This is a genomic window from Streptomyces catenulae, assembly GCF_000718015.1.
Classification (GTDB): domain Bacteria; phylum Actinomycetota; class Actinomycetes; order Streptomycetales; family Streptomycetaceae; genus Streptomyces; species Streptomyces catenulae.
The window spans coordinates 1-19,452 of record NZ_JODY01000014.1 but is presented as its reverse complement, the minus strand read 5'-3'; the positions used below and the strand labels follow the sequence as shown (position 1 = coordinate 19,452).

Below are 19,452 nucleotides of genomic sequence, written 5' to 3'. Positions count from 1 at the left end.
TCACCGGGGCTCGAGTTCGAAGATGACCTCGTTGGCGACCATGTCGATGGTGTGCTTACGGCGCAGGTCCCAACCGCCCTCGGCGAAGACCGACTCCCAGTCCCCGACCGTCGGCATGAAGGTGTCCATCAGGTCGTGCGCCACCTCGAAGCCCAGGGTGAAGACCCGGGTGTCCTGGTCGGCGACGCCCACCGAGCGGGTCGCGTCGCCCAGCAGGAAGCGCCGTACGCGGGGGAAGAGCCGCCGCAGCCGGGTCAGGGTGGCGACGCACTGCTCCCGCGGCCAGAAGTCGTGTCCGGCCATGAAGCAGGTGAGCAGCTCCACCTCGGCGAACTCCGGGCGCGGCTCCATGGTCAGCATGTCGGCCTCGACGAAGGAGATCCGGGTGGCCAGCCCCGCCTCGACGGCGTCGGCCTCGGCCACCTTGAGGGACTCCCCGGCTATGTCGATGCCGACCGCCCGCGTCCCGGGGTGGCGGCGCAGGATCTGCATGAGGCGCTCCCCGCTGCCGCAACCCAGGTCGGCCGTCACCTGCGGGACGAATCCGAGCCCGTCCACGGCCGGCCAGAACCACGGGTCGTAACAGAAGGCGCTGATCTCCTTGCAGGCACGGGAGATGGCGACCGCGTCGCGCCGGTAGAAGCTGCCGAAGCGGTTCTCGTTCCGCAGCACCGAGGGCATCTGCTGGAACAGCTCACCGTTGCCGCGGACCAGCCAGTGGAAGAGCGAACGGGTCCGGTGGATCTCCGCGAACGGCTCCGCGGGGGTGATCCGGGTGCCGTCGCGGTGGACGATCCCGACCGAGGTCAGCCCCCGGAACATGCCGAGGGTGGCGGCGGGGTCGAGATCGTGGCGGGCGGCGAACTCCGCGGTGTCCAGGAACCCCCGGTCGTGCAGCTCGTCCAGCGCGCCCAGTTCCCAGGCCGCGCTGATCGCCCAGGCGGCGACGGTGGAGTTGTAGATGCGGGCGGCGGTCGTCCAGGACCCGGCGTCCGTGTCGGTGGAGTGCATCGTCGTCACCTGTTCACCTCTAGGGGAGTGTCGGAGAGGGGTTTTCCACGGGAGGGCCCGAGCCGGGCACCGCCCGTACAGACCGCGGCGACCGCCACGAACACCAGCCCGCCCAGCCCGGAGGCGGCGAAGCCCCAACCGGGCGTGGACCGGTCGATGACCAGGCCGATCAGCGGGGAACTGAGCGCGCCGCCGAGACGGGTCGCCGCGTCCAGCAGGCCCATGGCGGCGCCGCGGGCGTAGGGCGGGGCGATCCGGCTGACGCTCTCGGAAATCGTGGCCAGCGTCGGCGCGCAGACCAGCTGCATGGGCACCAGCGCCAGACCGACCAGCCACCACGGGCCGGTGATCAGCCCCACCGGGATCACCAGGACCGCCAGCAGCGTGATCAGCACCGACTGCGGCAGCGAACGCCGCACCGCGCCGTGTGCGATACCGCCGACGATGGACGCCAGCGCCATGATGGCGATGGCCGTACCCGTCCAGGCGACGTCCCCCGAGGCGCGCAGCGCGGCGATCAGGGCCAGTTCGGTGCCGCCGAGGACGAACAGCACTCCCGTGGACACCAGCAGCGTCGCCGCCATCCGGCTGTCGAACCAGGAGCGCCGCCCGCCGGGCAGCGGCGCGGCCGCCTCGCCGCTGCGGCGCAGCGGCGGGTTCTGCAGGTACAGCAGGAGCGCCGTCAGGGCCACCACCGCGCCGATCGTGGTCAGCACGATCCGGCTGGACCAGGTGGCGGCCGCGAAGACGGCGACCGCGGGACCCACCACGAAGGAGGTCTCCATGGCGACGGCGTCCGCCGAGAACGCGGTCCGGCGCTGTTCGTCCGGCACCAGCGCGGTCAGCATCTGCCGGGAGAGCGAACTGACGGGAACCACCAGCGCCCCGGCCGGAAGCGCCGCGACCAGCAGCACCTCGTACGGAAGCCAGGGCGTGCTGATCCAGTACACGGTGGCCACCGTGCCGCACACGGCGAGCACCGGGCGCAGCCCGTGCCGGTCCAGCGCCCGGCCCACGAGCGGCGCGCCGAGCATGGTGCCGATCGTGGTGGAGGTGCCGACCAACCCGGCGGCCACATAACCGCGGCCCAGACCCGACACCACGTGCAGCGTCAGGGTCAGTCCCATGGCGGTGACGGGCAGGCGGGCCACGAACATCAGCAGCACACAACGGGCCACCCCGGGAACGGCGAAGAGCCGCCGGTAGCGCCCGGCGCCGCCGGGAGCCGGTGGCTGCTCGGTGACGGACGTCATGGCCGACTCCCGAGCCCGAGGGCGATCTCGTCGGCCTTGAGCGGATAGTGCTCGCGGGCGAGGAGGCTGTTGAGGATCACGGCGGAGCGCCAGGCGGCGAGCCCCAGATTGGGGTCGGCGACGCCGTGGGTCGCGCGGGCGGCGTTCTGCACATGGATGTGCTGGGTGTCCGGACCGTCCCAGGGCACCCGGTAGTCGGCCGCCACCGCGTACCCCTCGCCGTCGAGGGAGAGCCGGTCGCGCAACGGCTCCATGAACGACGGCAGTTGCGGCCGGTAGCCGGTGGCCAGCACGACGATGTCGCTGCGGTGGCGGTGCCGGGTGCCGGTGACCGTGTCGAGCAGGGTCGCCCGGAAACCGTCGTCGTCCCGGACGAGCCCGTCCAGCCGCGTCCCGGCGAGCAGATCGTGCCGGAACGGTGTGTCGGTGAGGTAGTCCAGCTCGTAGAGGCGCTTGTAGACCTGGGTGAGCAGTTCGCGGGTGATGCCGGAGGCGGCGGAGCCCTGCCGGTCGAGGAGCGCGGCCCGCCGGTCCGCCGGGAGGTCGCGGAAGTACTCGACGTAGCGGGGGTTGAACCACTCGTTGGCGAACGGTGAGTCGTCCAGCGGCGCGAAACCGCGGCGGCCGGTCGCCCAGGTCAGGCGGCGCGGCGTCCCGGCCCGGCCGGACATCAGGTCCAGGGCCACCTCCGCGGCGCTCTGCCCACCGCCGACGAGCAGCACGTCCCGCCCCGCCAGCGGGACGTCCCGGGTGAGGTGCTCGGCGGCGTGCCACAGCCGGGGGTGGGTGAGGCCGCGGGCGCAGTCGGGCACCCGCGGCGTCTGCCCGACGCCGAGGACGAGATGGGTGGCGCGGCGGTCGCCGCGGGGGGTGCGGACCCGGAAGCGGTCCCCGTCGTGCTCCACGGCCTCCACCCGCTCGCCGATCCGGACGTCCAGCAGATGCGCCGCCCAGGTGAAGTACTGATCGAACTCCTTGCGGCTGACATGGTCGTGACCGGCGATCAGATGGCGGTAGAGCCGCCCCTGCTCGTGGAGGTAGTTCAGGAAGCTGAAGCGGCTGCGCGGGTCGACCAGGCTGACGAGATCCTTCACCCCGCTGACCTGCAGACGCGAGCCGCTCCAGAGCAGCCCCGGGTGCCAGGCGACCGAACTGCGCGCCTCCAGCGCGGTGACGCGCAGCTCCTCCAGGGGCGCGGCCAGCGCGGCCAGGCTGAGGTTGGCGGGTCCGCAGCCGATGGCGACGACGTCGGTGGGGCGGTCGTCGCTCATGCGCAGCCCGGTTCCTGCGACGGCACCGGGGTGTCCGCCTGCGGCTGCCACGCCAGACCCGCGCTCCGGGCCCGGCTGATGAGGTCACGCACCTCCGAGTGGGCGAAGGCGGTACGCACCAGCTCCGTCAGCTCGCTCTCGGAAGCCGCCTTGGCGCCCCGGGGCGGCGCGACGGCGCAGGCGACGTCCTGGAGGTGGACGACGGCCGCGGGATCGGCCTGCAACAGCCCGCCGATGTCCTCCCGGCCGGTGGCGGACACCTCCCAGGTGAGATACCGGCCGTCCGCCCGGCTGAGCCGCCCCAACTGCGCGGCCACATCGGCGGCGAGCCCCATCAGCAGGTACTCCTGCGGGTTGGGCCCCCAGTCGACGCCGGTGAGCTGCTTGGGCGCGTCGACCCGCAGATCCGGCCCGCACCCCTCGCCCAGCGGACGGGAGAGCAACTGGGTGCCGCTGATCCACCGCACCCGGCAGGCCACGGTCCGCCCGGCGGCGACCTCCGCGCCGTCGGCACCCGGAAGCGGCCGGGAGCCGAAGCCCAGGGCCACCGGGACGTGCTGGGTCAGGGTCCGGTAGTTCGGGCTGAACTGCTCGACCTGGTCGAGCAGATCGGCCACGACCTTGTCCTCCGGGACACCGCCCACCGCGACCCGCGTCTCGTACGCCCCGTCCCGGCAGGTCAGCTCCATGTCGGCGCTGTCGAACACGACGTTCTGCGAACTGCCGCCGCCGACCAGCGTGGTCAGCGCGCAGGAGGCGATACCGGTCAGCGCGAGGTGCAGCGGCAGCGGGGCGTCCGCGCACGGGCCGTCGGCGGGGTCCCCGACCTCGACCCGGAAGCTGCGCGCGGACTTGATCGTGCCGAACAGCGCCGGACCGATGTCCACGGACAGACCCCGCGACGGCGACGACCGCGCCTTCGCCGTGTACCAGAAGTCGGCCTCGGCGGGATCGTTGCGGATCTCGTGCACCACTTCACTGAATCCGGCGGTGTTGAAGCTGTTCCTCATCGCCTGCCCTCCTCTTCCGGCGCGCCGAGCGCATGGTCCAGATCGCGGATCAGATCCCGGGGGTTCTCGATTCCCGCCGAAAACCTGATCAGTCCGGGATGGATTCCGATCTGCGTCCGCTGGCGCGCGGTGAGCGAACTGTGCGAGGTGTTTCCGGGCATACTCACCAGAGATTCGACACCGCCGAGACTGGTGGCGACATAAGGAATGTCGAGTCTCTTCATGAAGGACAGTGCGGCCTCATCCCCGCCCCGCACCTCGAAACTGACCATTCCGCCGTACCCCGAATAGTCCGCGCTCTCCAGATCCGCGTAACGGCCGCCGCCGATCTCGGGATGGTGGACCGCGACGATTTCCGGGTGACCGGCCAGATGACGGGCGATCTCCCGGGCGTTCTCGTTGTGCGCCCGCATCCGCAGCGGCAGCGTTTTCAGACCGCGTTCGAGCAGGAACGCGGTGAGGGGCTCCAGGGTGCCGCCGAACCGCAGCGCCTGCGCCCAGATCCGGTCGAGGAACTTCCGCCGCCCGACGACGGCACCGGCGGTCAGATCGCTGTGCCCGCCCAGGTACTTGGTCGCGCTGTGCACGACCACGTCGGCACCCAGATCCAGCGGCCGCATGTTCACCGGCGTCAGGAAGGTGTTGTCCACCACCAGCAGGGCGTTGGCCCGCTTGGCGATCTCCGCGATCCGCCGGATCGCCGGAGCCTTGAGCAGGGGGTTGGTCAGCGTCTCGAAGAGCAGCAGCTGCGTCTCGGGACGGACCGCCGCCTCGATCGCCGCCAGATCGGTGGGGTCGACGAAGGTGACCTCCCGGCCGGCCGACGGCATGTCCTCACGCAGCAGGTTGTAGGTCCCGCCGTAGGCGTCGTAGGCGGAGATGATGTGGCTTCCGGCGTTGGTGAGCGCGTAGACGGTGCTGGCGATGGCGCTCATACCGGACGAGGTCACCAGGGCGCTGCGGCTGCCCTCCAGGGCGGCGATCTTCTCCTGGACCGACCACTGGGAGGGGTTCCCGTAGCGGGTGTAGATGGGCACGTCGCGTGAGGTCCCGTCGGAGAAGGCCGTGTAACTGGCCTCGTCCAGCAGGAAGGTGCTGGTCTGGAAGACCGGCGTGCCGACGGCTCCGGTGACAGGGTCCTCGTAGGTCCCGGCGTGTACGGCGAGGGTCTCCGGGGAGACCGAGCGCGACAGGACCCGGTGGTGCGGGGTCACGGGCCCCGCGAAACGCGACCGGGTGAGGTCGTTGAACCATTTCGCCTCGCTGGAGCGGCCTTCCTCGAAGCCGATCGCCGTGCGGGTTTCTTTCGTCACGTGTCTCCCAGGTGAAGTCCAGGTGGTCCGGAACGGCGTTGCCCCGCTGCCTCGGAAAAATGTAGGGGACCCGGCGCTGATGAAATGTCAACGCGGTGTCAACGCACCGTCAATGCCCAAGAGAAATCCGGGCCCCGCACGGCTCGGGAAGGAATGAATGTTTGACACCCCGGCCGGAGCGCCCCTAACTTTCCCTGCGGGGAAGAGGCACAGTCCGCACCCATTCGCGAGGAGGCTGCATGGAAACCTCGGAAATCACCCCGGCCGTTTCCGCGGAAATCAGGGAGATAAAACACCGGTACGTACGCGACCGGTCCGTATTCGTCGAGGGCGCACAGCTGGCGGGAATTCTCCGCGCGCTGGGGGCGTCCGGAGCCGACCTGGAACGGCTGGCGCACGTCGGCGACGGACTGCGCAGCGATCCGACGCTCCCCTTCCGCAAATCCCAGAACGGCCGGTTCCGGCTCGACCCGGTGGCCCGCCGGGCCACCCGACTGGAGTTCCAGCCCTTCGTCCTGTCGAAGGAGGAGGACTTCGTCCGCCACGACTCCGGCGAACTACGGGTCTTCGAGGAGGTACGGGACGACCTCCAGCTCAACACCGCCTTCCAGGCGCTGCTGGCCTTCAAGTCCCTGGTCATCGGGGGAGTGGCGACGGCCCACCGCCCGCTGCTCGACTACGGCTCGCCCGACTGGATCTGCACCCTGTTCAACCTCAGGACGGTCACCGACGCCGGGCTGCTGGGCGAACCGGCGCTGGAGGGCGTCCACAGCGACGGCGTGGACCACACCATGACCACGCTCCTGGACAGCACCAACATGACCGAGGACAGCGCCGTGACCTACCTCCACGACATCCGGGAGGCCAACGGCGCCCGCTGGCACGAGACCGACCCCGCGCTGGTGGTGGGCCGGGTCCGGCACAGCCGGTTCCTCGACACGCTGCTCGTGGTCGACCACGAACGCAAACACAGCGTCTCGCCCGTCACCGCCGCCGACCCCGGCCGCACCTCCACCCGCGACATGCTGATCTTCTTCACCCGCAAACCGGCCGCCGCGGGCCACATCTCCCACCACCACGACTCGATGCACCCGCACACCGGCCTGCCGATGTCCGCGGACCTGCCCACCTTCGACGACGAGCCGACCGGGGTGCGGTGTCATGGCTGACCCGACGCCCCCCACCGACGACACCATCGAACGGGTCCGGTACGAGGGCTCCTGCCACTGCGGCGGAGTACGGTTCGAGGCCCGCGCCAGCCGGAACCTGACACTCACCCTGTGCAACTGCGGGATCTGCTACAAGTCGGGCCACCAGGAACTCATGGTCCCCGAGGAGCGGTTCACCCTCCACCGGGGACAGCAGTATCTCAAGCCCTACCGCTTCGGGAACTGCGTCGCGGACCACACCTTCTGCGCGGTCTGCGGCATCATGCCCTTCTACCGCCCGCGCTCCCACCCCACCGGATTCTTCAGCGTCAACGCCCGCTGCCTGGACCTCGCACCCGCCACGCACATCGAGTACGTCGAGTTCGACGGGCAGAACTGGGAAGCGAGCATGGCCGCCGGACAGCACATCCTCAGCGAATGAGCGGCCCGCTCGGCTCCGCCCCCGCCCCGGGCGCACTGGACCGGCTCAAATGGGAGACCGCAGGCGTCGGCGGGATCGGAGCCTGCGCCGCCGAGATGGACTTCGGCACCGCGCCGACCGTGACCGCCGCACTGCGCACCGCCGTGGACCGCGACCGGCTCGGCTACCTCACCCCCTCACTGGCGGCCGACGCCGCAGCCGCCTGCGCCGACTGGCAGTACGAGCGCTACGGCTGGCGGGTGGCGCCCGAGGACGTCCACCTGCTGCCCGACGTGATCCGCGCCCTGCACGTGGCCATCGCCCACTTCTCCCGCCCCGGCTCACCCGTGATCGTCCCGATGCCGGCGTACAACCCGTTCCTCACCGTGCCCCGGCTGCTGGGCCGCGAGATCGTCCGGGTCGACCTCGTCCGCTCCGGGCACGGCTACGTCCACGACCTGGACTCGCTCGACCGCGCCTTCGCCGCGGGCGGCCACCTGCTGGTGCTCTGCAACCCGCACAACCCGCTCGGCACGGTCATGACCCGGGACCACCTGCTGGCCGTCGACGCCGTGGTCCGCCGCCACGGCGGACGGGTCTTCGCCGACGAGGTGCACGCCCCCCTGGTCTACCCCGGCCACCGGCACATCCCGTACGCGTCCGTCTCCCCGGAGGCCGCACGGCACACCCTCACCGCCACCTCCGCCTCCAAGGGCTGGAACCTGGCAGGGCTCAAATGCGCGCAGCTGCTGCTCACCAACGACCCCGACCGGGAACGGTGGCCCCGCCTCGGTCGGCTGGCCACCGACGGCACCGCCACCCTCGGCGCGGTGGCCGCGGCAGCCGCCTACCGCTCCGGCCGCCCCTGGCTGGAGACCGTGCTCGCCCGGCTGGACGCCAACCGGCACCTGCTCGCCGCACTCCTCGCCACCCACCTGCCCGAGGTGGACCACCTACCACCCGAAGGCACCTTCCTGGCCTGGCTGGACCTGCGCGGTCTGCCGCGGCTCCGGGGACAGGAGGACGGGCTGGCGGAACTCCTCGCCCGCCGGGCCGGTATCACCGTGGTCGACGGAGCCGACTGCGGCCCGCCCGGCAGAGGATGCGCCCGGCTCAACTTCGCCACCACCCCCGACGTACTCACCCGCCTCGTGGAACGCCTCGCCCAGGCGATCGGCTGACACACCACGGCCGTCCTCCCCGCGGGCGCACGCCACCCGCCCCGCGGACGCCAGCCGGGCGCCCGACACCAGCCTCTCGATGAAGGCGCGGGTCACCTCGTCCGGACGCTCGTACGAGTAGGCGGCCAAGGTGCGGCGGACGGGCGGGTCGGGCAGGACGACCCGCCCGGGGAAGTGCGGCGGCAGCAGATGCGCCGGAATCAGCGCCGGACCGAGACCGGACAGGGCCAGCAGCGAAGCGGTGACGCTCTGCTCGGTGTAGATCGCGGTCCCGGGCCGGAAGCCCGCCGCGGCACAGCTCTCGTCGAGGAAACGGGCATGGCCGTTCCGCGGCGAGAGACGGACCCACTCGCGGTCGTGCAGGGCGGAGAACGGCACCCGCGCACCGGACCTCAGATCCGTGGGATCGTCCGGCGGCAGGACGATGACGAACTCCTCGGTCCCCACCAGATGCACCGGATGCGGCCAGTCCCGCGGCAACGGGCCGACGGCGAGATCCACCTCCCGGCGCTCCAACGCGGTGTGCAGCTCCTCGGTGTTCGGATACTCGCTCAGGACCAGCCGGATGTCGGGCCGCTCACGGTGCAGATCACGCAGCGCGGCCGGCATCCCCCCGAGACTGACCGACTGCAACATCGCCACCCGCAACCCGCCCGAGACCTCGTACGCCGCCGCGTCCTGGAGCGCCCTCGCCCGCCCCGCGGACGGCCCACCCGCCCGCGACCGGCCCACCGGCCCGCTCCGGACCGGCTCCCGCTCCGGAAGCGCCCGCCCGTGCTCCGGGCGGACCCGCGACGGGGCCGCGGGCGCCGCGCCGTGACGCTGCGGCTCCGGCGGGGGAGCGGCGGCCCGGGCGGTGCGGCTCCGCAGCTCCTGCCGGAGAAGAGCCGCATGGACGACCTTCAGCTCGCTGCTGGCGCCCACCCCGAACTCCTCGGCCAGATACGCACAGGTCTGCTCGTAGACGCGTAACGCCTCGGCCCGGCACCCGATCTCCGACAGCGCCGTCATCAGATGACCGATCAGATGCTCCCGCATCGGGTAACGGCGGGCCTCCGGCATCAGCTCCGCGGCCACCGTGGCGGCCTCACCGAGCACCAACCGGGCCCGGGCGAGCGACTCCACGGCCGTGAGGCGGACCTGCTCCAGCCTGGCGGACTCGTCGGCCAGCACCGGAAGGTCCTCGAACTCCTGGTAGGGCTCCCCGTTCCACAGCGACAACGCCTCGATCAGAAGATCACGCGCACTGCGCGCATGCTGCCGGTCCAACAACCGGCACCCCGACCTCACCAGGCCCTCGAAACGGTGCGCGTCCACCTGCTCCGACGAGAGCTGCAGCACATAGCCCGGCGCCCGGTACCGCAACAGCGCCGGATCCCGATCCCCGGCGGCGGCCTGCAGCGCGCGCCGCAGATGACAGACGTACGTCTGCAGCGTGGCGACCGGCCGCCGCGGCGAGGCACCGCCCCACAACTCCTCGACGAGGATCCCGGTGGGCACCACCCGACCGGGCCTGAGCGCCAGCAGCGCCAGCAGCGCCCGGTGCCGACGCGGCCCCAGCGCCAGCTCGGCGGCGCCCCGCTGCGCGGAGATGTGCCCCAGCACCCGTAACCGCAGCCCCGACGGCCCGCCTGGATCCGACGGTCCACCGGGAACCGCCGCGATCCGCCGCAGCACACCGTTCTCCGGACACGCAGCTTCGCCGCCGGCCATGAGCTGTTCTCCCTTGTTCGCACTGTCGTCAGTGGGGCGATGCCAACTCCCCGGCGGACCGGGAAGCCGGTGGGACATATGAGGAAAACTCCTGTGGTGCGGTGGATCGGCCGGTACCTGCACAGGGGCATCGCCGGTTTCCGGCGCCGGTAGCGGAGTGGAAAGTGATGCTGTTGCCGTCTCCCCTGGCGGGGTGGATGCCCCGGGGACGGTGAGGTCTATGCCGCGCCCCGTGACCTTTTTCCGGGCCCGGCGCAGCGGCTCCGGGACCGAGGCCCGGTGGGTGGCCCAGGACGCCGCTCACGCCGACGTCACGTAGCGCGTCCGCCACGGCAGGTCATCGACGCCGTCCCCGTCCCGCGGCTCCGTCCCACGGGTCCGTACGAGCGCCCGGCGGAGCGCACCGGCACGAGGGCCGCCGGGCTGGCCGCCCGGCCCCTGGTTCACGGCTCCACCGCAGCGAGCCGACCGCACCGCGAGCCGACCGCACCGCGAGCCGACCGCACCGCACGAGAACCTTCCCCTCGCTCCCCGGGGCCGCCGGTGCACACAGGTCACCGACGGGCGTACGCGTCCTTCCGCCGCGACCGTGACGGCGGGACTTCCGGGGCGGGCCGCCCGGCCTGCACGCGTAGGGGGCCGGAGTTCTGTCGGGACTCACTGGTGCGCCGCATGAAAGGTCCCTTCGGACGAGGTGGGTTGCATCGTCGCAGAACGCGACCATGACGCAGGAACAGTCCGCGTGGAAGGGGAAAGGGGGTGAACAAAGGGGCAGTTCGCTCTGCCCGAATGGTCACACGCAGCTGATTGCCCGCGGCGCACGCGGAGTCTGCCGGGCGGCCGGGGGCGCGCACCGCTCCCTCAACGGTGTCGAAGGTGTCGAACTTTTGGGGGAAAGGGGTGAGGCCGGGCAGGAGGTGTGTCCTGCCCGGCCTCACCGGTGTCCTGAGCCCCGCCGCTCCGTGGGGCGGCTGTCCCCAGGGCCCAGGCGGGCTGTGTGCTCCGCCGGGACGATCGGGTCGATCAGTAGGCGGAGTTGACGTTGTCCATCGAGCCGTAGCGGTCGGCGGCGTAGTTGGAGGCCGCGACGATGTTGGCCACCGGGTCGGTCAGCGAGTCCTTGGTGCCGTCGACGTGGTAGGTGTCGAAGGTCGGCTGGATGACCTGGAGCAGGCCCTTGGACGGCACGCCGTTCTGGGCGTTGACGTCCCAGTTGTTCTGGGCCTGGGGGTTGCCGCCGGATTCCCGGATGATGTTCTTCTTGACGCCGTCGTAGGAGCCGGGGATGCCCTTGGCGTTCATGACGTCGAGGGCGGTGCGGATCCAGCCGTCGAGGTTGTCGCCGTGCTGCTGCTTGCCCTGCTCGACCAGCTTCGAGACCTGCTGGGCGTCGCCGCCCTGCGCGTCGGCCTTGGCGGCCTGGTGCGCCACGGTGGTGGCGGAGACGGAAGCGGTGGCGGGGGCGTGCGCCGGGGCGGCGTGCGCCGGGGTCGGGGCCAGCGTGACGGCGGCCGCGGCGGCACCTGCGGTGGCGAGACCGGCGATCGTGTACTTGCGGAAGCGGGTGGCGGTGATGGCAGTCATGGGCGTACCTCTCCATTCGGGGGACATCTCGTGGGGAGGCCGACAGAGGGTCGGCGGCACGCACGCTCCGGTGCGTGCTCGACGCGGCTGTCGCGTCGTGGGGCCGGGTCAGGCACAGGCGGAGTGTTCGTCCGCCCGGTCCGGCGCTCGGCTCCCCGGTACGTCCACCACGTTGCGGGAGGCCCGCCACCAAGCGCAAACATGTGACCTACGACCCCAAATAGCAGGAGAAATCGGACAACGGCGCACAGGGCGCTCCTGATGCCGATGCCCCCTACTACCCGGCTTCCGGTGTGACGGGGGTCCCGTGCCTGCCCTCACATTTCAGCCCTAAATCGGGACGTATCGGACGGCTTGATGTGACCGTGGGGTCGGCGTTAGTCACTTTCCGGCCATGGATGTGCAGGGCGACGACCGCGCCTACTCCTACACGGGGCCCGGCTCCGTGCCTCGTCCCTCTATCCATGGCCCGCCCCGCTGCCCGCTGCGGCGCTCAGCGGCCGCCCGACGGCTGCTCCACGCCGTGCCGCGCTGCCGTCCACGCGCCGCGCTCAGCACTCCCCGCACCGCCGCCTGCCCGCCCCACCACCCCCTCCGCCTGGCCGGACCACCGCACAGGCACCCCCGCGGGGCCCTTCCTGGGCCGGGAAGCCGACGCTGGCCCCTCAACGCCGGACGACCATCACCCCCGCCCCACGGCGACATCGAACGGGACCGGAGCCTGCCCCTCCCAGATCTGCCGGGAGACCTCTTCGGGATAGGGCACCGTTGCCGACTCGGTGTCCAGGACGCGGGTCAGCCGCCGCTCGGGGTGGTACGCCGCCCAACCGGGATCGCCGGTGCGGGCGAACCGGGCCCACGCGGCTCCGATCTCCCGGGAGACACGGAGAGCCGCAGGACCGGGGACGTCGCCGAACACGCCTCTGCCGGTGGGACTGTCCAACGTGCCGAAGGCGAGGGGCACATCGAGACTGTGGCAAGCCCCCAGGACACCGCCGGACGTCGTCGAGGCCAAGCAGAGTTCGAAGAGGTACGACGTACCGCCGGCCACCGCGTTGGCCTGAGCCAGCTGGAGGGACGGCATCCGGAACAGCGCATCGGATTCCACCGACTCCAGCAACTCACTCGCCGAGGCACCGGGGGAAGCGGCCCGGTAGGCAGCCGCTCCGTGCGGTCCCGGGGCGAACAGGTCGAGGGCCCTCCGGGCGTCGTCGTCGGTGAAGGACCCGTACCGCCCGGCCATCACGGAGAAGAGCCGGAACTCGTCCCGCGTGTGCCCGACGAGAAGCTCGACGCCGTCCGCGCGGCCCCCGGCCAACGCGGACCACGGCGTCTCCGGCAGGACATCGGTGCCCACCACAGGACAGACGGCCACCCCCAGCTGAGCCAGCCGACCCCAGCGCCCGCGATCGCCCGCCAGGTCCGCGCCGAACGCGGTGAGCTCATCGGCCAGCCGCCACGGATCGACCTCGCTCAGGGCATCGACGGTGGGCGCCACCCCGAACCGGCCCGCGAGCGCGGCAGCCACCTCTGCGGCCAGCGCGGGCGTGATGTGGCTGCCCGGCACCGAGTGGGCGACGGCCCGCCGGAACAGCCCCCGCGCCGACCGCACCGTCAACAGCGCGGCGACCGACCCCGCCCCCGCGGACTGCCCGGCCACCGTGACCAGCGAAGGATCACCCCCGAACCGGCCGATGTTGCGCTGCACCCATTCGAGCGCGGCGATCTGGTCGAGAAGCCCCCGGTTGGCCGGAGCGCCTGCCAGGTGGACGAACCCCTCGACGCCGACCCGATAGTTGACGGTCACGACGACGAGCCCGGCCCGGCACAGCCGCGCGGCGTCGTACACCGGGTCGCTCCCCACCCCGGTGAGATACGCCCCACCGGGGATCCACACCACCACCGGCAGACCCGCCGCACCCGGGTCCGGAGTGGAGACGTTGAGCGTCAGCCAATCGGTCCCGTGCGCCGACTCGGCCTGAACCGGCCCGGACTGCGGAGGCACCGGCCCGAACTCGGCAGCCTGCCGCGTACCGTCCCAGGACCCCGGCGGCGCGGGCGCGGCGAAGCGGAGCCCACCCACGAGGGACCGGGCGTAGGAAACACCCCGGAACTCCGCCCTCCCCGCACGCCAACGCCCCTCGACCACACCCTCCGCCGTACCCACCCGGGGGTGGTCCGCTGCCGCACCCATGCCATCCCCTCCACCACAATCCAGGACGGTCGCATTCCCCCGCGCACCAACTACGCCTGCACACTCACCATTTGAACAGGCAGCGCGCGGGACAACCCTTAACGGGACCCGTGCCCGAACTGTTCAGCATGACCGTCGGGCCACCCCTTACCGGCCAGCCAGCCCTTGAAGCGGGGCTGATTGAGGACAGCCCCTCCCACCACCAGCACCTCAGCCCGTCGCACCGACCGCCCGCCAGAAACCGCAATGGTGCTCGGCAGCGGCATCGACCGGCGCGATGCCGCCACGACCACCCGGCGCCCCCGGACCCAGAGACAGAGTGCCGCCGTGCGCGGCGGACCCGGTGAACGGCTCCCAGCCGGGCAGCCCAGGACCGTTGGGGTCACCGGTACGGGCGAACCGCGCCCAGTAGCCGACCATCCGGCCCGCCAGACGCCGCTGCGACGCATCGAGACGGTGCCAGGAACCCCCGAGATCGAACAGGTACGGCAACTCCGACCCGTGCCCCGCCCCAGAAGGAAAGCCCGGGGCAGGAATCCCGGTCATATCCGGCGCCTTCAGATCGGCGAACTCATAACTGTAAACAGAAACCTGACGCGCCAGAAGCCGATCGGCGGCGAGCGTCGGACAGACCCACCCACGATCCGTACCGACCGCCGCCCAAGCCAGCGTCGCCGGCCAACGGAAACGACTACGACGAGCCTCACCGACGTACGCCCCCACCGGATATACACGCCGCACCCGATCAGCCAACTGCGGACCGAACACCGCGCCGAGCAAAGCACGATAACGCCCCGGAGTGATCCGCCCGTCATCGAAAAGCGCCGCGAACACCCGGTGCTCGTCGCGCGTATTGCCCTGAAGCACAGGAACACGGTTGAACCGACCACGCCGCAGCGCCGTCATCGGATCGAGCGGAAGCGCCGGAGTACGAAAAGCGAGACGCAGAAAACCGCCGTTCTCACCCAACAGCCGCGGCAGATCGGTGACCCGACGCAGACACGCCACCACCGCACGGTCCCCACGCACACCACCCCGACGCCCTGCCCCACACCCCAACCGCACCGCAGCCTGCCGCCCGCGGGCATCGACAACCGAGCGCGGCGCCCAATAGGACAACGGCTCACCACCAGGCGTCATCACCCCACCCGGCCAGTTCTGCGCACAGGAACCGCTCTGCACAACAGCCCGCTGAAACAACCCACGAGCAGCCGGGGAAACAAGCTGACCACAGACACCCGCACCCCCCGACGACTGACCGGCCAACGTAACCCTGCGCGGATCCCCACCGAACGCCACCGCGTTGTCCCGGACCCAACGCAACGCCGCCTGCTGATCAACGAGACCGAACGTCCCCGACCCGACCAACCCCCGGTGGCCGAAATACCCGAAGACCCCCAACCGCGAATTGACGGTGACCACAACCACCCCACCCTCGACGGCCAAACGACGCGCACCGTAATCACTGCCCGCACCAGAACTGAACGCACCACCATGCAAGAACACAACCACCGGACGCCGAAAGCCGTACTCACCCGCACCCGCACGAAGACGACCACCGGACCGACCCACAGCACCGCCACCACGCGGCGCGGTCACGTTCAGATAGAGGCAATCCTCGGACGAACGGGAAACCAACCGGCCATCCGCCCCCAACTGCGCACACCGATCACCAGGACGGGTCGCATCCCGCACACCACGCCAGGCAACCACCGGACGCGGCTCCCGCCAGCGCAACGCCCCCACCGGCGGACGGGCATACGGAATCCCCTGAAAGACACGGACACCCCCGACCACGGCACCACGCACCACCCCGCGATCCGTCCTCACCACCACACCACCACCAGAACGGGACACAGAAGCCCCGCCCGCCCCCGCCCCACCCGGCGCCACGCCACACAACAGAACCAGCCCGGCCAACGCCAGCACAGCGCCAACCCATCGCAACACACCGTTGGCCATGAGCAACCTCGGAAGCCAGAAGGAGGAAAAGCAGAGAGAGGAAACCGGCAGGCGGCGCACCACCACCGACCCCTCGACACCTCACCAACCAACCCCGCAACGCACCCCGCCCGCATCACCCGATGCGCTCACCCCGATACACCCCCGGCGACAACCACTGGCCGAAGGTCGACACCCCCACACGAACCACGCGACTTCCGACGCTGCCACGGCGACAACCCACCACGTAGCGTGAAGACCATGTTCCCCCGCACGCCCCCCACCCGTGACGGCCTGGGACCCGACCACCCAGGACTGCTCCCGTCCGGCCTCACCCCGGACCCCGCAAGCGGCCCACCACGGCACCCCCGGCGCACAGCCCGCGACTGGCTCACCGACACAACCTGCTACATCGCCGCCACCGCCAGCGCCACCCTGACCTGGTGGCTGATGGACATCACCCACCACCCACCACACCCCCACGCCCCACTCGTACTCGGAGCCGCAGCCAGCACGGCGCTCTGGTGGCGACGCCGCTGGCCCACCACCCTCGCCGCCGTACTCATCGCCGCCTCCGTATGGCTCCCCACCACCGCCGGAGCCTCCGCCATCGCCCTCCTCACCGCAGCCGTACACCGACGCACACCGACAACCACCGCCCTCACCGCACTGGCGGTAGCCAGCGCCCCCGCCCAATACCTCATCACCCCACCGAGCCCTCACACCCCACAGACCTACTGGGCCAGCGTCGGCGCCACCACACTTCTGTGCCTCGCCGCCACCGGCTGGGGCATGGCGATACGGGCCCGCCGACAACTCGTACTGGCCCTCACCGAACGCGCCCGACGAGCCGAAGCCGAACAACAACTCCGCGTCGAACAAGGACGACGCCTCGAACGAGAACGCATCGCACGAGAAATGCACGACGTCCTGGCACACCGACTCTCCCTGCTCACCATGCACGCCGGAGCCCTCGAATACCGCCCGGACGCCCCCGCCGAAAAAATCCAGACCGCCGTACGCACCATCCGCGCCAGCGCCCACCAATCCCTCTGCGACCTACGCGAAGTGATCGGCCTGCTGCGCACACCGGACGGCACAGAAGAAACGAACGGCGTCACCCCCCAACCCACCCTCGCCGACCTCCCCCGCCTCGTGGACGAAGTACGCCAAGCCGGCCTCACCATCCACCTCACCCACCGGATAACGGACGACGACGCCACGACCACACCCCCGGCACTGGGCCGCACCGCCTACCGCATCGTCCAAGAAGCCCTCACCAACGCCCGCAAACACGCAGGCCACGCACCGGTACGACTCAGAACGGAAGGAGCCCCCGGGCAGGGCCTGACCATCGAGGTACACAACCCCCTCCCCACACCGGGCAGCCACCACAACGCCGTCCCCGGCTCCGGCACCGGCCTGGCAGGACTGGCCGAACGGATCGACCTCACCGGCGGCAGCCTGGAACACGGCCGCACCGCGACCGGCGAGTTCCGCCTATGGGCCTGGCTACCGTGGACACCATGAACAGCCCCCACCCCCCGACACCCGCCCCCGACCACAGGGCCGACACTCACAACAGACGCGACAACCCGGTGCGCGTCCTCATCGTCGACGACGACCCCCTGGTCCTCGTCGCACTCGACACCATGCTGGGCGGCGCACCAGACATCACCACCGTCGGCCAGGCCACCGACGGCGCCGAGGCGATCGCCGCCGTCAGCAACCACACCCCCGACGTGGTCCTGATGGACATCCGCATGCCCCGCGTCGACGGCCTGGCCGCCACCGAACAACTCCGCAGCCGCCCGAACGCCCCCGAAATCATCGTCCTCACCACCTTCGACACCGACGAACACGTACTACGCGCCCTACGCGCCGGAGCCGCCGGCTTCCTGCTGAAACAGACACCACCGGAACGGATCGTCGAGGCCGTACGACGAGTGGCCGACGGAGAACCGATGCTCTCACCCACCGTCACCCGACAACTCATCGACCGCCTCACCCCCCACACCGCCGACACCGCCCGAGACCACGCCCGCAACACCGCCCGCGCCCAACTGGCAAAGCTCTCCGAACGCGAACGCCAAGTAGCCCTCGCCGTGGCGCGAGGTAAAACCAACGCCGAAATCGGCACAGAACTCTACGTGAGCGTGGCCACCGTCAAAGCACACATCACCCGCCTCCTCAACCACCTGGAACTCAACAACCGAGTACAACTCGCCCTACTCACCCACGACGCAGAACTGGACTGACGGCCTGATCAGTAGAGGTAGCCGAAATCCAGAACTGTGGGCCTTCCAGGCACAGTTGCCGAAAAAGAATCGGACCGCAGGTCAACAGGCACAGCGTCTTGACTTACCGGCCCCGCCAGCAGGAAGTTGCCCCTCCCGTCGACAATCACCCGCAGCCGCCTCACCACGCCGCTGACGACTCCATAGCCGAGCTGGGGAACGCTACCAAGGTCGTCGCACCGCGCTACCAAAGGCGAAGCGAACTATCCCATGGCCCAATGCGTCACCACCCTCACCGGATCGAGACTGGGCACATGACACACAGCAATACGAACCCTGATGTCCTGCTGGCGAAGGACAACTACTTCGGCGCAACCGCCGAAGACCTTGCGGACACCGGCGTCGGCGGTCGAGCCAAGGCAATCATCAACCAGCGAGCACTCTTCCCCCGGCGCGGAACGGCGACCCTCTACAACAACCGGCTGGTGCTGACCGGATGGGACAACGCCGACTACGTCACACTCTTTCCCCGCGAAATCGACTCGATCAGCAACGAATTCACCGAACTCTACGGACGGTTCCTCGGCGGCGGCCTCAAAAAGGCAGGCGCTCCAGTAATCCTGCACCGCACCAGCGGCACGGAGATCTACCTGCTACTGAACCACCGCTGGTTCACCGAACGCACCGACAACAACCGCTGGTACAAGCTCCTCACCAACTGGCTGACAACAGCAAGAAACACCGACCGAGGCAGGCACTGACCCACCCGTAGAGCGAACCCCCGCTCCACAACCCACGGAGCCCTGCGCACCCCAGGGCCAGGCGCTACCCACCGCCGGGGCGTCTGGCTATGGCATGGCCACTTCGGCATTCAGATTCTTAGGCGCTTTCCCGCGATCTCCGGCAGACCATCATACTTAGCGCAGGCACACGCTAATTCCTCGTGCCGCCTGCTTTTGACGTAGAATGTGGGGAGTGATATCGAGTGCTGGAGGGGGTGCCAGGTGCCGGATAGGAATATTGAGTTCGGTAAGTTCGGCGCCCGGGGCGTCAAGGGTTATGAGGCGGTTGCGCGTCAGCTCGACAAGCTAGCCGGATTCATCGCCACGCCTGTTTCCGTTCGTCGTGGTTTGATGGCGCGTCTGCACTACCTCACGCGTTCTGATCATGCGCGT

At 70.4% G+C, this 19,452-nt stretch carries 14 protein-coding genes and 2 pseudogenes; 7 read left to right on the top strand and 9 right to left on the bottom strand.

From position 1 onward, the window contains the following. From IF23_RS0114555 to IF23_RS0114535, 5 genes are read right to left on the bottom strand one after another with little or no spacing between them, the layout of a single operon-like run. Window positions 1-1,011, bottom strand: a complete 1,011-nt coding sequence (locus IF23_RS0114555) for a class I SAM-dependent methyltransferase (RefSeq protein ID WP_030283628.1) — start codon at window positions 1,009-1,011, stop codon at window positions 1-3. A gap of 5 nt (window positions 1,012-1,016) precedes the next feature. Continuing rightward, window positions 1,017-2,264, bottom strand: coding sequence for an MFS transporter (locus IF23_RS0114550; protein ID WP_078653976.1), 1,248 nt, complete (start codon window positions 2,262-2,264; stop codon window positions 1,017-1,019). Further along, window positions 2,261-3,535, bottom strand: coding sequence for a lysine N(6)-hydroxylase/L-ornithine N(5)-oxygenase family protein (locus IF23_RS0114545; protein WP_051739568.1), 1,275 nt, complete (start codon window positions 3,533-3,535; stop codon window positions 2,261-2,263). The genes IF23_RS0114550 and IF23_RS0114545 overlap by 4 nt, the downstream gene beginning before the upstream one ends. After that, window positions 3,532-4,545 carry an OsmC family protein gene (locus IF23_RS0114540; RefSeq protein WP_030283623.1) on the bottom strand — a complete coding sequence of 338 codons (1,014 nt, stop codon included), beginning with the start codon at window positions 4,543-4,545 and terminating at the stop codon, window positions 3,532-3,534. Before IF23_RS0114540 ends, IF23_RS0114545 begins: the two co-directional genes overlap by 4 nt. After that, window positions 4,542-5,858 (bottom strand): trans-sulfuration enzyme family protein, encoded by a 1,317-nt coding sequence (locus IF23_RS0114535; RefSeq protein ID WP_078653975.1) that lies wholly within the window; start codon window positions 5,856-5,858, stop codon window positions 4,542-4,544. The genes IF23_RS0114540 and IF23_RS0114535 overlap by 4 nt, the downstream gene beginning before the upstream one ends. Window positions 5,859-6,097: 239 nt before the next feature. On the opposite strand from IF23_RS0114535, the gene IF23_RS0114530 reads away from it, so the two are divergent. The 3 genes from IF23_RS0114530 to IF23_RS34935 are packed head-to-tail and all read left to right on the top strand — an operon-like array spanning window position 6,098 to window position 8,608. Beyond that, complete coding sequence (locus tag IF23_RS0114530; RefSeq protein WP_030283620.1) at window positions 6,098-7,027, top strand: 2OG-Fe dioxygenase family protein; 930 nt, start codon at window positions 6,098-6,100, stop codon at window positions 7,025-7,027. Next, the gene (locus IF23_RS0114525) at window positions 7,020-7,448 is read left to right on the top strand and encodes a GFA family protein (protein ID WP_030283618.1); all 429 of its coding nucleotides are present in this window, start codon (window positions 7,020-7,022) and stop codon (window positions 7,446-7,448) included. The genes IF23_RS0114530 and IF23_RS0114525 overlap by 8 nt, the downstream gene beginning before the upstream one ends. Continuing rightward, complete coding sequence (locus tag IF23_RS34935) at window positions 7,445-8,608, top strand: MalY/PatB family protein (RefSeq protein WP_030283616.1); 1,164 nt, start codon at window positions 7,445-7,447, stop codon at window positions 8,606-8,608. The genes IF23_RS0114525 and IF23_RS34935 overlap by 4 nt, the downstream gene beginning before the upstream one ends. 75 nt (window positions 8,609-8,683) lie before the next feature. Here the strand turns inward: IF23_RS34935 and IF23_RS34615 are convergent. From IF23_RS34615 to IF23_RS32630, 4 genes and pseudogenes are all read right to left on the bottom strand, one after another. Beyond that, window positions 8,684-10,321: pseudogene (locus tag IF23_RS34615) on the bottom strand (BTAD domain-containing putative transcriptional regulator); the annotation flags it as partial. 1,023 nt (window positions 10,322-11,344) lie between these two features. Next, a complete protein-coding gene (locus tag IF23_RS0114505) occupies window positions 11,345-11,905 on the bottom strand; it encodes a transglycosylase SLT domain-containing protein (protein WP_030283609.1) in 561 nt (186 codons plus the stop codon). Between the two features lie 682 nt (window positions 11,906-12,587). Further along, on the bottom strand, window positions 12,588-14,099 hold the full coding sequence (locus IF23_RS0114500) for a carboxylesterase/lipase family protein (RefSeq protein ID WP_030283607.1): 1,512 nt from the start codon (window positions 14,097-14,099) through the stop codon (window positions 12,588-12,590). Between the two features lie 210 nt (window positions 14,100-14,309). Continuing rightward, window positions 14,310-16,061 carry a carboxylesterase/lipase family protein gene (locus IF23_RS32630; RefSeq protein WP_078653986.1) on the bottom strand — a complete coding sequence of 584 codons (1,752 nt, stop codon included), beginning with the start codon at window positions 16,059-16,061 and terminating at the stop codon, window positions 14,310-14,312. A 240-nt stretch (window positions 16,062-16,301) separates the two neighbouring features. On the opposite strand from IF23_RS32630, the gene IF23_RS0114495 reads away from it, so the two are divergent. The 4 genes and pseudogenes from IF23_RS0114495 to IF23_RS34930 all read left to right on the top strand — a co-directional run. After that, the gene (locus IF23_RS0114495; RefSeq protein ID WP_078653973.1) at window positions 16,302-17,570 is read left to right on the top strand and encodes a sensor histidine kinase; all 1,269 of its coding nucleotides are present in this window, start codon (window positions 16,302-16,304) and stop codon (window positions 17,568-17,570) included. Further along, complete coding sequence (locus tag IF23_RS0114490; RefSeq protein WP_078653985.1) at window positions 17,567-18,298, top strand: response regulator transcription factor; 732 nt, start codon at window positions 17,567-17,569, stop codon at window positions 18,296-18,298. The genes IF23_RS0114495 and IF23_RS0114490 overlap by 4 nt, the downstream gene beginning before the upstream one ends. Window positions 18,299-18,591: 293 nt before the next feature. Next, complete coding sequence (locus tag IF23_RS0114485) at window positions 18,592-19,038, top strand: hypothetical protein (protein WP_051739567.1); 447 nt, start codon at window positions 18,592-18,594, stop codon at window positions 19,036-19,038. Window positions 19,039-19,281: 243 nt separating this feature from the next. Next, a pseudogene (locus tag IF23_RS34930) lies at window positions 19,282-19,452 on the top strand (transcriptional regulator); the annotation flags it as partial.

Coding starts and splice junctions, on each gene's coding strand:
- IF23_RS0114555 (WP_030283628.1), bottom strand. CDS start 1,011: ATGCACTCCACCGACACGGACGCCGGGTCCTGGACGACCGCCGCCCGC.
- IF23_RS0114550 (WP_078653976.1), bottom strand. CDS start 2,264: ATGACGTCCGTCACCGAGCAGCCACCGGCTCCCGGCGGCGCCGGGCGC.
- IF23_RS0114545 (WP_051739568.1), bottom strand. CDS start 3,535: ATGAGCGACGACCGCCCCACCGACGTCGTCGCCATCGGCTGCGGACCC.
- IF23_RS0114540 (WP_030283623.1), bottom strand. CDS start 4,545: ATGAGGAACAGCTTCAACACCGCCGGATTCAGTGAAGTGGTGCACGAG.
- IF23_RS0114530 (WP_030283620.1), top strand. CDS start 6,098: ATGGAAACCTCGGAAATCACCCCGGCCGTTTCCGCGGAAATCAGGGAG.
- IF23_RS0114525 (WP_030283618.1), top strand. CDS start 7,020: ATGGCTGACCCGACGCCCCCCACCGACGACACCATCGAACGGGTCCGG.
- IF23_RS34935 (WP_030283616.1), top strand. CDS start 7,445: ATGAGCGGCCCGCTCGGCTCCGCCCCCGCCCCGGGCGCACTGGACCGG.
- IF23_RS0114505 (WP_030283609.1), bottom strand. CDS start 11,905: ATGACTGCCATCACCGCCACCCGCTTCCGCAAGTACACGATCGCCGGT.
- IF23_RS0114500 (WP_030283607.1), bottom strand. CDS start 14,099: ATGGGTGCGGCAGCGGACCACCCCCGGGTGGGTACGGCGGAGGGTGTG.
- IF23_RS32630 (WP_078653986.1), bottom strand. CDS start 16,061: ATGGCCAACGGTGTGTTGCGATGGGTTGGCGCTGTGCTGGCGTTGGCC.
- IF23_RS0114495 (WP_078653973.1), top strand. CDS start 16,302: ATGTTCCCCCGCACGCCCCCCACCCGTGACGGCCTGGGACCCGACCAC.
- IF23_RS0114490 (WP_078653985.1), top strand. CDS start 17,567: ATGAACAGCCCCCACCCCCCGACACCCGCCCCCGACCACAGGGCCGAC.
- IF23_RS0114485 (WP_051739567.1), top strand. CDS start 18,592: ATGACACACAGCAATACGAACCCTGATGTCCTGCTGGCGAAGGACAAC.